13 protein-coding genes are annotated in these 14,119 nt (G+C 57.1%); 11 read left to right on the plus strand and 2 right to left on the minus strand.

Going from position 1 to position 14,119, the window contains the following annotated elements:
• Nucleotides 1–48: 48 nt before the first annotated feature.
• The 7 genes from amaB (at nucleotide 49) to B9A24_RS11935 (ending at nucleotide 6,223) form a co-directional block, all read left to right on the plus strand.
• Nucleotides 49–1,647, plus strand: a complete 1,599-nt coding sequence (gene amaB, locus B9A24_RS11905; protein WP_084446134.1) for an L-piperidine-6-carboxylate dehydrogenase — start codon at nucleotides 49–51, stop codon at nucleotides 1,645–1,647.
• Nucleotides 1,648–1,902: 255 nt separating this feature from the next.
• Complete coding sequence (locus B9A24_RS11910; RefSeq protein ID WP_084446136.1) at nucleotides 1,903–2,463, plus strand: RNA polymerase sigma factor; 561 nt, start codon at nucleotides 1,903–1,905, stop codon at nucleotides 2,461–2,463.
• Between the two features lie 98 nt (nucleotides 2,464–2,561).
• Nucleotides 2,562–3,314, plus strand: coding sequence for a hypothetical protein (locus B9A24_RS11915; protein WP_084446138.1), 753 nt, complete (start codon nucleotides 2,562–2,564; stop codon nucleotides 3,312–3,314).
• A complete protein-coding gene (locus tag B9A24_RS11920; protein ID WP_143434916.1) occupies nucleotides 3,311–4,546 on the plus strand; it encodes a hypothetical protein in 1,236 nt (411 codons plus the stop codon). Before B9A24_RS11915 ends, B9A24_RS11920 begins: the two co-directional genes overlap by 4 nt.
• A gap of 250 nt (nucleotides 4,547–4,796) precedes the next feature.
• Nucleotides 4,797–5,285, plus strand: a complete 489-nt coding sequence (locus tag B9A24_RS11925; RefSeq protein WP_234997225.1) for a PPC domain-containing DNA-binding protein — start codon at nucleotides 4,797–4,799, stop codon at nucleotides 5,283–5,285.
• A gap of 32 nt (nucleotides 5,286–5,317) precedes the next feature.
• Entirely contained in the window at nucleotides 5,318–5,848 is a 531-nt protein-coding gene (locus B9A24_RS11930; RefSeq protein WP_234997227.1) for a PaaI family thioesterase, read from the plus strand.
• 9 nt (nucleotides 5,849–5,857) lie between these two features.
• A complete protein-coding gene (locus tag B9A24_RS11935) occupies nucleotides 5,858–6,223 on the plus strand; it encodes a DUF7674 family protein (protein ID WP_084446144.1) in 366 nt (121 codons plus the stop codon).
• 56 nt (nucleotides 6,224–6,279) lie between these two features.
• On the opposite strand, the gene B9A24_RS11940 is transcribed toward B9A24_RS11935, so the two are convergent.
• Nucleotides 6,280–7,863, minus strand: coding sequence for a DNA integrity scanning protein DisA nucleotide-binding domain protein (locus tag B9A24_RS11940; RefSeq protein ID WP_084446146.1), 1,584 nt, complete (start codon nucleotides 7,861–7,863; stop codon nucleotides 6,280–6,282).
• A gap of 111 nt (nucleotides 7,864–7,974) precedes the next feature.
• Nucleotides 7,975–8,772 carry an energy transducer TonB gene (locus tag B9A24_RS11945; protein WP_159452035.1) on the minus strand — a complete coding sequence of 266 codons (798 nt, stop codon included), beginning with the start codon at nucleotides 8,770–8,772 and terminating at the stop codon, nucleotides 7,975–7,977.
• A gap of 249 nt (nucleotides 8,773–9,021) precedes the next feature.
• Here B9A24_RS11945 and B9A24_RS11950 point away from each other — a divergent pair, with 249 nt between their 5' ends.
• The 4 genes from B9A24_RS11950 to B9A24_RS11965 all read left to right on the plus strand — a co-directional run bounded on the left by B9A24_RS11950 (nucleotide 9,022) and on the right by B9A24_RS11965 (nucleotide 14,072).
• On the plus strand, nucleotides 9,022–10,860 hold the full coding sequence (locus tag B9A24_RS11950; RefSeq protein WP_234997230.1) for a MutS-related protein: 1,839 nt from the start codon (nucleotides 9,022–9,024) through the stop codon (nucleotides 10,858–10,860).
• Between the two features lie 121 nt (nucleotides 10,861–10,981).
• Entirely contained in the window at nucleotides 10,982–11,953 is a 972-nt protein-coding gene (locus B9A24_RS11955; protein ID WP_084446150.1) for a bestrophin family protein, read from the plus strand.
• A gap of 135 nt (nucleotides 11,954–12,088) precedes the next feature.
• On the plus strand, nucleotides 12,089–12,994 hold the full coding sequence (locus tag B9A24_RS11960; protein WP_084446152.1) for a LysR substrate-binding domain-containing protein: 906 nt from the start codon (nucleotides 12,089–12,091) through the stop codon (nucleotides 12,992–12,994).
• A gap of 412 nt (nucleotides 12,995–13,406) precedes the next feature.
• The gene (locus B9A24_RS11965; RefSeq protein ID WP_317044243.1) at nucleotides 13,407–14,072 is read left to right on the plus strand and encodes a YeiH family protein; all 666 of its coding nucleotides are present in this window, start codon (nucleotides 13,407–13,409) and stop codon (nucleotides 14,070–14,072) included.
• The last annotated feature ends 47 nt before the right edge of the window (nucleotides 14,073–14,119 follow it).

Consider the following 14,119-nt stretch of genomic DNA (forward strand, 5'->3'; position numbering starts at 1 on the left):
GCTTCTCTTTCCAAACACCCCTCCTCAGTCTCTATTTCCCTCCACTTTATGAAACAAGCCCTCGAAGAAGCCAGCGCCACCCACACCGACGTACAGGACCACGACCACCACGATATTCAGCAAATACTGCGCGAGCTGGGCATAAAGGCTGATAATGCCGCCTTCAGCACCGGCCTCATCTGGGGCGGGGCGGCCAACGAAAAGAACCGCGCTATCCACTCGCCCGCCGATGGGAAGCTGATTGCCAGCGTGCGCTTCGCTACCGCCGCCGACTACGAGCAGGTGGTGCAGACGGCCCAGGGGGCATTTCAGTCCTGGCGGCTGGTGCCGGCTCCCAGGCGCGGCGACATCGTGCGGCAGATCGGCAACAAGCTGCGCGAGTTCAAAGAGCCGCTGGGCAAGCTAGTGAGCTACGAGATGGGCAAAATTCTGCAGGAAGGACTGGGCGAGGTGCAGGAGATGATTGACATCTGTGACTTCGCCGTGGGTCTTTCGCGCCAGCTCCACGGCTTCACGATGCACTCGGAGCGGCCGGCCCACCGCATGTACGATCAGTACCACCCGCTGGGGGTAGTCGGAATTATCTCGGCCTTCAACTTCCCGGTAGCGGTCTGGAGCTGGAACGCTATGCTGGCCGCCGTTTGCGGCGATGTTTGCATCTGGAAGCCTTCGGAGAAAACTCCCCTCACAGGCGTGGCCGTGCAGCATATTATCCGGGATGTACTGCGCGATAACGAGCTGCCGGAGGGTATTTTCAACCTCATTATCGGCGACGCCGAAATCGGGCAGCTGCTGGCCGCCGACGGGCGGGTGCCGCTGGTGTCGGCCACGGGCAGTACGCGCATGGGCAGGAAGGTAGGCGAAGTGGTAGGGGCGCGCCTGGGCCGGGCCCTGCTGGAGCTGGGGGGCAATAACGCCATCATCCTCACCGAGCACGCCGACCTGGACATTGCTATGCGGGCCGTGGTATTTGGGGCTGTGGGCACGGCCGGGCAGCGCTGCACCACCACGCGCCGCCTGATCATTCACGAATCTTTGTTTGAGGACGTAAAGCAGCGTCTGCTCAGTATTTATCCCAAGCTGCCCATCGGCAACCCGCTAACGGAAGGTACCTTGGTCGGGCCGCTGATTGATGAGGCTGCCGTGCGCGGATTTACGCAGGCGCTGGAAGCGGTAAAGCAGGAGGGAGGCAACTTGCTCTTCGGGGGACAAATGCTGACCGGTGACCAGTATCCGGGGGGTAATTACGTGCAACCAGCGCTGGTAGAGGCCGAAAATCACTACCACACGGTGCAGGAAGAAACCTTCGCGCCTATCCTGTACCTGATCAAGTACAGCGGCGACGTAGACGCGGCCATTGCCCTGCAAAACGGCGTCCGCCAGGGCTTGTCATCGAGCATCTTTACCCTGAATATGCGTGAGGCCGAAGCCTTCCTGGCGCAGGCCGGCTCCGACTGCGGCATTGCCAACGTGAACATCGGCACTTCCGGCGCAGAAATCGGGGGTGCATTCGGCGGCGAAAAGGAAACCGGCGGAGGCCGTGAGTCCGGCTCCGACGCTTGGAAAATCTACATGCGCCGCCAGACGAATACCATTAACTACTCGCGGGAGCTGCCGCTGGCGCAGGGCATTAAGTTTGATATCTAAGACAGGCGGGCACGGTTATTTAATTTCTCCCAGAAAACAGCCTGCTTAACTTCTTCACAAAAAAGACCCGTGTGTAAATCATACGGGTCTTTTTTGTGCTTTTCCAGATAGGTTAATTAGTATTTAAACCCGTGCAACCCCACCCTGTCATTCTTTGTCTTTTCTCCGCTTACCCATCAGAACGAGCAGTTTAGCGAAGAAATTCTGATATTCACGGGCTACTATTTCTGACCTTGCACAACCCAAAGACCGCACATGGAGGCTTTTGCGTATACTGATATCAACGCTCCATTGGTGGAGCGTTGCCGTTTGGGTGACCGCCGCGCCCAAGCCGAAATCTATAAGCGCTACGCGAAGGCTATGTTTAATGCCTCCCTGCGCATTACCGGCGACTTTGCTGAGGCCGAGGACGTCTTGCAGGAGTCATTTCTGAGCGCGTTTCGCGAGCTGCACAGCTACAAAGGCGACTCGTCGTTCGGGAGCTGGCTCAAGCGCATCGTCATCAACAAAAGCATCAATTGCCTGCGCAATCGGCGCTTGCAGCTGGTGCCACTAGCGGAGCAGCACGACTCGGCGGGCGTGGAGCAGGACGACGATACCGACTTCGCGCAGGTAAGCTGGCGGGCCGACCGATTGCGGCGCTGCATCCAGGAACTACCCGATGGCTACCGCGTAGTGCTCTCACTGTACCTGCTCGAAGGCTACGACCACGCCGAAATAGCGAGCATATTGAACATAACCGAATCAACCTCTAAATCGCAGTATAGCCGAGCCCGAAAAAAATTGCTGGAACTAGGGCACCAGCAAGGATTGTAAAGCACCTGATAAATGTTGGATAAACCGGCCGGACTGACGCTCCACCCACTTAAGCGGGTCACGGTCGAAAGGGGAGAAACGTGCGAATAACCACCTGTATGAACGAGAATAAGAAAACCCTGGAAGCTTTCGTAGAGCAGCACCGCGCCGACATCGACGCGTTCGAGCCGCGCCCCGATTTGTGGGACAGCATCGAAGAGGAGCTGACGACGCCTGGCGTGGCGTTCGACGAAACGGAAGAGGAAGTGCCCTTGCGTGTGATAAAACTAGCTCCCGAACCAGTGGTGTCAGCCAAAAAAGGTTCCTGGAATGGCCGCTTTGGTATTGCCGCCGCTATTGCCGTTACGGTGGTAGCCGGTGGGGGGCTTTTTTGGAAAAACTCCGCTCCGCAAGCTACCTCTGCCTGGACGAGCAAGAGTCCTACGCCTTACGTTACCACGGCTCCTACTGAGGAGGAAACCAACGATTCCTTTTATTTCGGAACCAACCCTGTAGCCACGGCCGCGGCCAATGCGCCCACCCAGCGCCTAAGCATGGCCGTGCGGCAGATGGAAGCTTATTTCGCTTCGCAGATTGAGGAGCGGATTGGCGAGCTGCGCCAGCTGGAAGAAGAGACTGCTACTGCCCCCGCCGCCGATTGGCAACGGGAGTTGGTCGCGCTCGACTCAACGTACGCGCAACTCAAAACCGAGCTGTACCGCAACCCCGAGCCAGACATGGTACTCGATGCCATGAATCGTAACCTGCAAATCAGGGTTGATATCTTAAACCAACAGTTGCGTACCCGCGAACGAATTATGGAGTACCACGCTGATCAGCCAGAAGTGGCCAAAAACAGTCGCAAGCGATGAAAACGGTCCTGATGGGTTGTACCTATTGTCTGTTGTCACTGGCCGCGAGTCTGCTGCCGCTGCAGGGAAAAGCCGCGCAACTCCCTTCTATTGAGCCAGTAGCCGTTGTCGTTGACCACTACCACCAGGCGGCGGGCACTAATCAGCCGAGTATGTGGCAGCAAGGTGATACCGCGCCGGGGCAGCCCGGCAGCCAGGGCCAGCAGGAGATGGGCGCTACGCCAGCCGTGGAAAAAAGTCGTAAGCTAAGCCGCACCTTCGCGGTCCGCGCCGACCAGCCCTATTCCCTGCAAACCCGCTACGGGCGTGTCCAGATCAACACCTGGAACCGGGCCGAGATTCGGACGGATGTCGATATCATCACCCGCGCCGACTCGGACGAAAAAGCGCAGGAGCTGATGAATATGATTCAGGTCAGGATGCTGCAAAACGACCCGGCTACGGGCGGAATAGTAGTTGAGTCGAAATTTGGGGCTATGCCCAGGGGCTGTGCCAGCCGACAGCGGCTCTACGAAGTGAACTACACCGTATGGCTGCCCAAAAACACTTCCTTACGGGTGTATAACACCTTTGGCGACATCAGTATCAATAACGATCTGACGGGCTCCACGGAGCTGGCTGTCGAATATGGCAGTCTGCGCACGGGCCGTTTGGATGGGCCGCAGAACCTGTTGCGCGTAGGTAACGGTCAGGGCAATATTGCCTTCGCCGGCAAAGCCAGCATCGATGCCTCGTACTCCAAGCTCCGCTTGGACGTTGGTGAAATCGTAGACTTGCGCAACAACTACTCCGACATCGACATCGGTACTGTGCGCGATCTGACCGTGCACAGCAAGTACGGCGACGTGGCCTTGGGCACCGTTCGGAACCTGCGCGGCTCGTCGGGCTTCTCCAAATTCAGCATCGATCAGCTGAATGATCAGTTGGATATGAAGGTGCAGTACTGTCCCGTTTTTGAAGTTCGCAACACAGGCAAAAACTTCCGCCAGATCAATCTGGATGGTGGCTATAGTACGTTTTTGCTGAACTTCTCGGAAGGTGCCGGCTTTGACTTTGATGTGACTACCCAGCACGGCAAGCTGCTGGTCGACAAAGACTTAGTTCGCGTTCGGTCGGAAGAAAGTAGCCCCACCGCCAGTGATACGCAAGGAAAATTCGGGAGAGCCAGCGCCAAAAATTCGGGCAACGTGAACATCAAAGTGCGCTACGGCAACGTAAGCTTCAACAAATAGAATGCTGTAACGGCCTCATCACTATCGGTCTGGTGGTGCGAAAGGGTAATGGGGAGAGGAGAAAAATCAGCTGGCGCTGGGTTTTCTCCTCTTTATTTTTCGGCAAACCAAGTACTGGGGGGCAAACTGCTGCCGGCTGCCTGGTAGCTATTACCTTTAGTCTATCAGCTTGCTCCTTATGCGCTTTTTGCTTGTTTTTCTGCTGTTGGGCCTATGCGTTCCGGGGGCATTCGCACAAACAAGAACAACCATGGCCGCGTCTGTTTCACCTGCTCCACCCAACATTCCATCGTCGCCGATGCGCACGTATGTGCTGCGTCTGACGCCCGGCCAGGACGTGCGTCAGCAGCTCCTGGCCTCCGTGCAGGCCCACCAGATACAGGCGGCCACTATGGTTACCGGCGTCGGTAGCCTGACAACTGTTCGCTTGCGCCTCGCCAATCAGGCAGAAGCTACCGAGTACAAAGGCCACTTTGAAGTGGTGTCGCTGGTGGGCACTCTCTCCGTGAATGGCAGCCATCTGCATCTGGCCGTTGCTGATTCCACGGGCCGAACTATTGGGGGGCATTTAGTAGATGGCAACTTGGTGTACACCACGATGGAGCTGGTAATAGGGGTGTTGGAAAAGCTTGACTTCCGGCGCGAGCCCGATCCTGTTTCTACGTACCAAGAGTTGGTGGTGTATCCGACTGAGCGTAAGACGAAAAAAACACGGTCAGCCACGACCCCAAGGCCGTAAAAGTAGAGTGCCGTTCGAGTATCTTACTGGCTATGATGTCTTCTTCACCCGTTTTGCCCCCCGATACGCCCCAGGCTGCTGCTTTCCGGCGTACCATTCAGAATCCGGTGAAGCTGCGCTTGTTTATGCTGCGCAGCTTGCCGATGGCTTACCTGGCGGGGCTGCGCGTGCGCGACGTGACGCCGGAGCAGGCTACCGTGACGGTGCGGTATAAGTACCTGACCAAAAACCCCTTTCGCAGCATCTACTTTGCCTGCCTGAGCATGGCCGCCGAAATGGCTAGTGGGGTGCTGGCGCTGATGCACATTAGTAGCGGGCCGCTGGTATCGATGCTGGTGACGAGCCTGGAAGCGGAGTTCACCAAAAAAGGCGTGGGCCTCATCCGCTTCACCAGCCTCGACGGCGCCCGCATTGGTCAGGCCATTGCCGAGAGCCGGACTACTGGTGAGGGCCGAACCGTCGTATGCACCAGCACTGGCTTGGATGAGGCCGGCGACGTGGTAGCTGTGTTTCGGATTACCTGGTCGTTTCGGGCGAAGAAGCAGAATGCTTCTCCTAATTAACAAGATATTATGAACTTCATAATCGTCAAACGCGAACTTCCGCAACAGGAATTCCTACAACATTTAGTTAAGCAATTTCCGGCCATTGACTCAGAGGTTATGGATGAAGATTATAACGGTCTAATTCATCTACAGGTCGGTTGTTTAGCCAGGTATGCAAACAACTGCTTGTCGACGGTACGGCTAGATGAACTTAGGAGAGTATTTGATTTTTTCCACAAAACGCTAAAGAAGGTAGACAGTAATACTGAAAACGCTTTGTATGTGTCCTTTTTGGAGCGTGTGGAAATGGAAGGAGATTCAATAAACGCGAAACAAGCAAGAATGCTTCTCCAGTCGGAATACCTAAGGCTTTGGTACGAGTTACGCAGCTAAATACTGCATGTGTAAGTGTTTTCGACAGGTGAAACGGAAGGTATTTTAGAATGCCGTTACTCTTCTTCCGCCAGGCTCGCTTTCGTAATCACGTCCACCATCCCGTCTTCGCTCACGACGATAGCCATGCACGTATACGGGCTGCTCTCGACGTAGCGGATAGCGGAGTTGTAGCGGGCACCGCGGGTACTGGTGCCCCGGCCCGAAGCCTTCCCGTCGAGAATGACCCCGATAGAATAGCAATAGGATTCGGGGTCCACTAGCACGGCGCCGTCGATGGACGTAACCAGGCGGGTGATGAGCGGCGTGAGTGGCACGGGCTCGATAAGGGTGCATTGCAGCTTGAGGCGGTCGGCTTCGGCCAGCGCTTCCGTCGTAACGACTACCAACGTACCGTGCTTCTGCTTGCTGGCCTCCAGCACTACGTCCCAAAGCCGCTCCACTTTTTCCGGGGCGGTCAGCTCGAAGGTGCGGCGCAGGTCTTTGCGGAACTGGCTGCGGTTGAGGCGGGCGCGGGGCATACTAGGGTTACCGTAGGTGGTGCGCATCAGCACGTTGCCATCGTGCTGAAACTCCCAGGCATAGTGCGTCACGAAGTTGATAATGAACAGATCTTCCCGGCTAGGATCGTAATGCCCCACGGGCCGGCCCAGGGCATACACGTTTTCACCATCGGCGAGCAGACTTACGTCGGCGGTGGTCATTTCCAGCAGCTTGCGCACGGCCCGGTAGTCGGTGAGCGGGGTAGGGCAGGTGAGGGCAAAAACTTCTTCCAGGTTAGGGTGATGACGCTTGGCCAGATACATCTTGCCCACACCTTCTGCCCCTTCGTAGCGCAGCGAAGAAATGGTATTGTAGGTAGCAAATAGCTTGGCCGTGGCTGGGCTGATGCCCAGGGCTTGCGCCGGCGTATCCATGAGGAGCTTGCCGGCGGCGCGCAGCAGCTCGTCGGTTTCGCGGTGGCGCTGGAGCATGCCTGAGCCAGGTTCGGGCTCCGTCAAGGACTTCACGCACTCCTCATGAAAGCGCAGCACGGCCGCCAGCCCCAGCGAGGACGCCAGCAGCCGGCCGTCGGTGTAATAGCGATTGGGCATCAGGGCTGGGTGGGTTTGCAGGATCTTGCGGTTGAGGCGCAGCACCGTCACCACGTAGAAGTCGCCAATCTGAATGGGTATGCCCGCGAAAGACTGGCGCTTTTTTCCCACCGAGTCTACTTTGTCGAGCACTTCCTGCACAGCCAGGCGCAAGCCAATAGCATGCTGCTTCCGGCGCAGCATTTCTTCGCTCATCACCTGCTCGCGGTCAAAAAAAGCCCCCCAGGGCTCCCGCAGCTGAAACTCTTGGCCCCGAGCCAGCACCTGGTCAAAATGAGCGAAATCAAGCCCACAGTCGGCGGGCTCCAGACAAACGGCTGATAATATATCTTCGCTTTGCTGGTCAGGGTTAGCCACCGGAATGCCGAGCAGGAGCACATTAGGCGCTAAATCATCGTCCAGGGTATCGAAAATGCCGTTGGCTATGGCCTGGGCCGCCTGTTGGAAACGGGATTGATATGCCCATATCACCTGTGAGCCCGGCGCGGGCATGACCATAGTGGGCGCTACAGGAGGCGCCGAAACGAGGGGAAGCGGAGAAAGCATAGAGGCGGTGGTAAGAGATTTGGGGCGGAATAAATAACTATAAAACACTGATTAATAACAATATATATAAAAATAAATAGAGGTGCTGGCCGCGTTGTCAGCGAGCAGCTTCTACAGCTGAAAGACAACCGGCAGCACCATCTTCTGCTTCATCGGCTGGCCTTTATAGCGAGCGGGCGTCCACTTGGGAGCTGTTTTGATGAGGCGCAACGCTTCCTCATCAAGGCCGGAACCGAGGCGCTTGATAATCTTGGGCTCAACGAGTGAGCCATCCTTTTCCACAACAAACTCCATCATCACGCGGCCTTGTATCTTGCGCTGACGGGCCAGCGTCGGGTATTTTTGGTTTTCCTGAATCCAGGTAAAAAAGGCTTCCGTGCCACCTACGGGCCGGGCGGGCTCATCCGGTTTTACCAGTGTTGGGCCCGATGAACTGCCAGGTCCGGCCGGTGCGGTGGCGGCCGAAGTACCGGACTCATCGGCCGGAATGGCAAACGCAATAGGTACCGTGACGCGCTGCCGCACTTTTGCCCCCCGGTGTTGCGCCGGGGTCCACTTAGGTCCGCCTTTGATCAGGCGCACAGCTTCCTGATCCAGCGCCGGGTCGAGGGGCGGCGTGACGGCAACATTGGAAATAACGCCCGATTTCTCCACCACAAACGTAACGGGTGCCGTGCCCTGCACGCGGCGCTGCAAGGCAGCCGTGGGATAGCGCTGATTATCCGCCAGATACTGCGCGTACGCCTCAACGCCGCCCACTGGTACGGCTGGCTGGCCCACAGTGTCGTAAATCTCGTCGGCTTCGGGCTTGGGGATTGTTAGCTTTTGTTGGGCCTGAGCACTGGAAAAACCGGCGGCACTGACCAGCAGGAACAAGCTCAGGCGGCAAACGGTACGCAATAGTGGCATAAAGATGAAGGATAAGAGTGGACTAACACGTCGGTGCCACAACAACCACACCAGTGGCTCATGGGGTTCAGATGGCATCCGATGTGGCATAAGCTGACCAATTTGATGATTTGTCACCTGACAAAATACAGGGGCCTCCGGTAAGAAATCAGGCTTAGACGCGGGCATAGGCACCCGTAGAGGACTAGACGGATAAAGCCGGAAAATGCCTTAGGCTTTGGTACTTTTAGGCTCAACTGTCGCCCGCCCGTGCCCCAATCTGCCGCTTTTCGCCCGCTCACCGTCGCGCCCGCCGACATATTTACCGATAACCTAGCTGCTCACGCCACGCAGGAGCAATACCATGGCCGTCGACACCAGGCGGTGGCCTGGGTCAGGGTACTGATATTTGTAGTGGGGGCGCTGGGAGGCTATCTTCTATTCAGCAATGGCCGCAACGTAGCAGGGCTGGCTTTTGTGCTGACCTTATATGTGGTATTTGTGCTGATCATGCGCTGGCACAGCCGCTTGGGCTACCAATACAACCATTACCGCCTGCTGCGGATTATTAGCCAGGAGGAGCTGGCGCGGCTGGGGGGCAAATTGACGCAGTTTGAAGCCGGCGCGCGCTATCTGGATGCCAGCCACGCCTACGCCGCCGACCTCGATGTATTCGGGCCATATTCGTTGTTTCAACTACTAAGCCGGGCTACCTCGCGCCTAGGCCAGGACCGCCTGGCCGATTGGCTGCGGCAAGCCGCAGCTCCAGCCACGGTGCAGGCTCGGCAGGCCGCCGTGGCCGAGCTGGCACCCGACGCGACCTGGCAGCAGGAGTGGCAGGCCCGCGCCCGCCACTTTCCGCGCCAAACCGACGACCCGCGCCGCTTCGCCGCCTGGCTCCAGCAACCCGATTTTTTCGCTGACAAAGCCTGGCTTAAAGCTGCTCTGTTCGTGCTGCCGCCCCTGGCGCTTACCAGCGCGGGGCTGTGGTTGTCGGGTTATTCATTTGGGGTGGTGGTGCCGTTTTTGGTGCTGCTGGGGGGCATTAATCACCACTACCGCGCGGCTCGCGACGAGTACTTTGAGCACAGCGATAGTATGTACGACGTGCTGCGCGCCTACCGCGACCAGCTGGCCTTACTTGAAGAGCGGGAGGTTAAGTCGCCGCCGCTGGTGGCCCTGCGCAACCTGATAGCCCCGCCCGACGGCGTGCCGGCTTCGCGGCTTATCGGGCAACTGGCTGGTATTGTGGCGTATTTTTCCGTAAGACAAAGTACGCTGGCGGCTTTTTTCGCGAATAATCTGCTGTTCTGGGATTTCTTCTGGATGTGGCGGCTGGAAGGCTGGAAACGGCAGCTAGGGGGCAAATTAGGCCCTATGCTTGACGTAGTGGCCGAGGTGGAAGCCCTGGTAAGTCTGGCCGCGTATCAATTTGCCAACCCAATCTACACCGTGCCCGAGCTAAGCAATGAGGCCCTGGAGTTTACGGCCGAAGGCCTGGGTCACCCGCTTATTTTTGCCACCGCGCGCATTACCAACGATTTCAGCACGGTAGGAGCGGGGCATACGGGCGTCGTGACGGGCTCCAATATGTCGGGCAAAACCACGTTTCTGCGCACCGTGGGCCTGAATATGGTGCTGGCGCTGGCTGGCGGCGCGGTCTGTGCGCGGCATTTGCGCGTGAGTCCGGCCCAGGTGTACACGGCCATGCGCACCCAGGATAATCTGGCCGAAAGTACGTCCTCGTTCTACGCCGAGCTCAAGCGCCTGCGCCTGCTGCTGGAGCTGACGGCCCAGGGCACGCCCGTTTTCTACCTGCTCGACGAAATCCTGAAAGGCACCAACTCCCGCGACCGGCACCGCGGGGCCCGCGCCCTCATTCACCAGCTCCATCAGCGTCCCGCCAGCGGCCTCATCAGCACCCACGATCTGGAGCTGGGTGCGCTGGCCGATGAGCTGCCCGGCGCCGTCACCAACTACAGCTTCAACAGCACCATCGAAGGCGACGAAATCCTGTTCGACTACCACCTCACGCCCGGCCTGTGCCGCAGCTTCAATGCTAGCAAGCTCATGCAGCTCATGGGCATCGCTATTGACAATGAAGAATGAGTAGTTGGCAATGAGCAAGTAATCATTCAATACCGTAAGAGCTTTGCATGGCCGACGCCCGACAACCCGTTTCAACTTCGTTTACTCATTGTTAATTGTTAATTGTTAATTGATTTAGCTCGTGTACGTTCGTAATAATCTTCGCTGGCGCGTTGTCTGGAAGTTCTCCTGGCGCAGCGTATTGATTTTCACCCTGCATTCTATTATCGTCTGCGCGGTGTATGGTCCGCTGAACATCAAAGTAGTATCGATTCCGTGGCAGCCAGTGGCTACACTGGGTATTGCGGTGTCCTTTTATATCGGCTTCAAGAATAACGGCTCCTACGACCGCTTCTGGGAGGGAAGACAGCTGTGGGGCGGCATTGTAAACTACAGTCGCCTGTGGGCCGTGCAGGCGCTCGAATTCGTGACCTCGCGCGTAGATGCGCCCGACGTGGAAGCGCCAGAAGCCTCGGCCCAGGAACTAACCGAGCGCCACCGTCACCTGGTGCACCGCCAGATAGCGTGGTGCAACGCGGTGCGCTTACAGCTGCGCCGCCAGATTGTCGACTATTGGGATACGGATGTAGCCCCGTTTCTGAGCGCGGAGGAAAGCGAGAATCTGCGGTATCTGCAAAATCCGGCCGCTCATATTATTCGCCTGCAGGCCGCCGAGCTGCGCGTACTGCGCGAAGAGCGGGGCCTGCTCAACGACTTCCAGCATATGCGCCTCGTGCAAACCCTGGAAGAGCTTTATAACCTGCAGGGCGGCTGCGAGCGCATCAAAAACACGCCTTTCCCGCGGCAGTATGCCTATTATAGCTTCGTGTTCGTGTGGTTGTTTTCTGCTTTGCTGCCGCTGGGTCTCGTTAGTGAGTTCGACAAAATCGGCCCCAATCACGTCTGGCTGATGGTGCCTTTCTCCGTGCTCGTGTCCTGGGTGTTCAATACGATTGAAGAGGTGGGGCATACCAGCGAAAATCCCTTCGAGAATAAAATGAACGACGTGCCCATGACCAGCATCTGCCGCACCATCGAAATCGACTTGCGCGAAATGCTGGGCGAAACCAACATTCCCAAGAAATTGGAGCCCATTAATGACATCTTATATTGATAGTATTGGCGCTGTTTCTCCGAAGGTCAATTGCATTTAAAAAAGCCCCCCAGCACAACGTCGGGGGCTTTTTTATGCGAGCTTAGCCATAGCTGCGTGTCAGTCTAATTCTGTTGCTAATCGTAGCTTGCGGCCATGCCCGATTTTCGTTTGCGTGTTTTTCAAGCGGTGGCGCGCCATCTGAGCTTTACCAAAGCCGCCCAGGAGCTATTTATAACCCAGCCCGCCGTCACCAAGCACATTCGCGAGCTGGAAGCAAGCTACGGGCAGCGCCTGTTTGAGCGGCGCGGCAACCGGGTGAGCCTTACTACCGCTGGTACGCTTCTGCTCACCCACGCCAATGAAGTAGAGGTATTGCACGAACGCCTGCAAAACCAGCTCCAAGCCCTTCACGACGAAGCCGCTGGCCGCCTGCGCCTGGGGGCCAGCACCACGCTGGCTCAGTACGTGCTGCCACCCATCTTGTACGGTTTCCAGGCCCAATATCCCCGCGTAGAACTGACGCTGCTCAACGGCAACTCCGAGCAAATAGCCGAGGCGCTGCTCAGGGGGCAAATTGACCTGGGCTTTGTGGAAGGTCAGGTCAAAAACCGCGACTTGCATTACGAGCTGCTCCTCAATGATGAGCTGGTGGCCGTACGCCGCGCCAGCCCCACCAAAATGCCCCGCAAGCGCTTGCCGCTGGCTATGGCGCTCCGGCATCCGCTGGTGCTGCGGGAGCGCGGCTCCGGCACGCTGGAAGTGCTGGAATATGCCCTCCGGGCCCACAAAATCAAGCTTACCGAACTTACCGTGGCGCTTTATCTGGACAATACGGAAGGCATAAAGTCTTACCTCGAAGCGGCGCCTGAGTGCTTGGGGTTCGTATCGCGGCGGGCATTGGCGAAGGAGGTAGCGGCTGGTTGGCTGGAAATCGTGCCGATACAGGAGTTGCATTTGTCGCGGCGCTTCGAGGTAGTATGGCTACAAGGCCAACCCTTATCCGCCCAGGCCCAACGCTTCCTGACTTATACGCATCGTCATATCAGCTTTTCTGCATAACTAAAAGTTATTATCCATAAGCAATTTTGATTATGGAATAGGGCCAAGAATTGTTCTTATGGAACAGTGCTTTTTAAGCCTGACCCCATGAAAGTTGCCCACCCTTTACCACCCCGCCCCGAAGCTGCATCCGTATTTCTACGTCAGTCATTTAGCCTGTTTGGTTACAGCCTGGCCCCGCAACAAGCGCTTTTCTGGCTGGCTCTTATCCTCTGCCTGACGCCCTGGGTAGCACCACCTTTAGAGCTGGCTCTCGGGCTGCTGGTGGCGTTGCTAAGCGGCAACCCATTTGCGGCGCAAACGCACAAATACACTAGCAAGCTTTTACAATACTCCGTCATAGGGCTGGGCTTCGGAATCTCAGGCCGGGCGCGAAGGACTCCTGTTCACCATCGTATCCATTTTTGGTACGCTGCTACTAGGCTACGGCATGGGCTGCTGGCTGGGCATTGAGCGCAAAACGGCCCACCTGATTTCCTGCGGCACCGCTATTTGCGGAGGCAGCGCTATTGCGGCGGTAGGGCCAGTAGTACAGGCCGAAAAGTCGCAATTTTCAGTGGCCCTGGGTACCGTATTTGTCCTCAACTCGGTGGCTTTGCTGCTGTTTCCGGCCCTGGGTCACGCGCTGCAAATGACCCAAAACCAGTTCGGGCTATGGTGCGCCATCGCCATCCACGATACCAGCTCGGTGGTGGGTGCCGCCAGTCACTACGGCGATCAGGCCCTGCAAGTAGCCACAACCGTTAAGCTCGCCCGTGCCCTCTGGATAGTACCCGTGGCACTCGGCACCGCCTTTTTATTCAAGACGCCGGGTGCCAAAGTTAAGCTGCCGTACTTCATCCTGGGTTTCATTGGGGCAATGTTGCTTACTACCTACGTGCCGGCGTTGAAAGGAGCAGGACAGGTGGCTGCCCAAATAGCTAAAGTGGGTCTCACATTAACACTATTCCTCATCGGCGCTGGCCTGTCGATGGAGGTGATTCGCAAGGTGGGCATCCGGCCTTTTGGACTGGGCGTTCTGCTGTGGGTAGTTATCTCGGCTACTTCCCTGTGGGTTATTCTGCATACAGTGGCCTGAGCGGACTTCATGCTCTGCCCGCTTATTCGAGCTATAGAAAAGCCCTT

Source organism: Hymenobacter roseosalivarius DSM 11622 (genome assembly GCF_900176135.1).
Lineage (GTDB): Bacteria > Bacteroidota > Bacteroidia > Cytophagales > Hymenobacteraceae > Hymenobacter > Hymenobacter roseosalivarius.

Bases quoted from the DNA above. Each gene is read 5' to 3' on its own strand.
- amaB (WP_084446134.1), top strand. From the start codon at position 49: ATGAAACAAGCCCTCGAAGAAGCCAGCGCCACCCACACCGACGTACAG.
- B9A24_RS11910 (WP_084446136.1), top strand. From the start codon at position 1,903: ATGGAGGCTTTTGCGTATACTGATATCAACGCTCCATTGGTGGAGCGT.
- B9A24_RS11915 (WP_084446138.1), top strand. From the start codon at position 2,562: ATGAACGAGAATAAGAAAACCCTGGAAGCTTTCGTAGAGCAGCACCGC.
- B9A24_RS11920 (WP_143434916.1), top strand. From the start codon at position 3,311: ATGAAAACGGTCCTGATGGGTTGTACCTATTGTCTGTTGTCACTGGCC.
- B9A24_RS11925 (WP_234997225.1), top strand. From the start codon at position 4,797: ATGGCCGCGTCTGTTTCACCTGCTCCACCCAACATTCCATCGTCGCCG.
- B9A24_RS11930 (WP_234997227.1), top strand. From the start codon at position 5,318: ATGATGTCTTCTTCACCCGTTTTGCCCCCCGATACGCCCCAGGCTGCT.
- B9A24_RS11935 (WP_084446144.1), top strand. From the start codon at position 5,858: ATGAACTTCATAATCGTCAAACGCGAACTTCCGCAACAGGAATTCCTA.
- B9A24_RS11940 (WP_084446146.1), bottom strand. From the start codon at position 7,863: ATGCTTTCTCCGCTTCCCCTCGTTTCGGCGCCTCCTGTAGCGCCCACT.
- B9A24_RS11945 (WP_159452035.1), bottom strand. From the start codon at position 8,772: ATGCCACTATTGCGTACCGTTTGCCGCCTGAGCTTGTTCCTGCTGGTC.
- B9A24_RS11960 (WP_084446152.1), top strand. From the start codon at position 12,089: ATGCCCGATTTTCGTTTGCGTGTTTTTCAAGCGGTGGCGCGCCATCTG.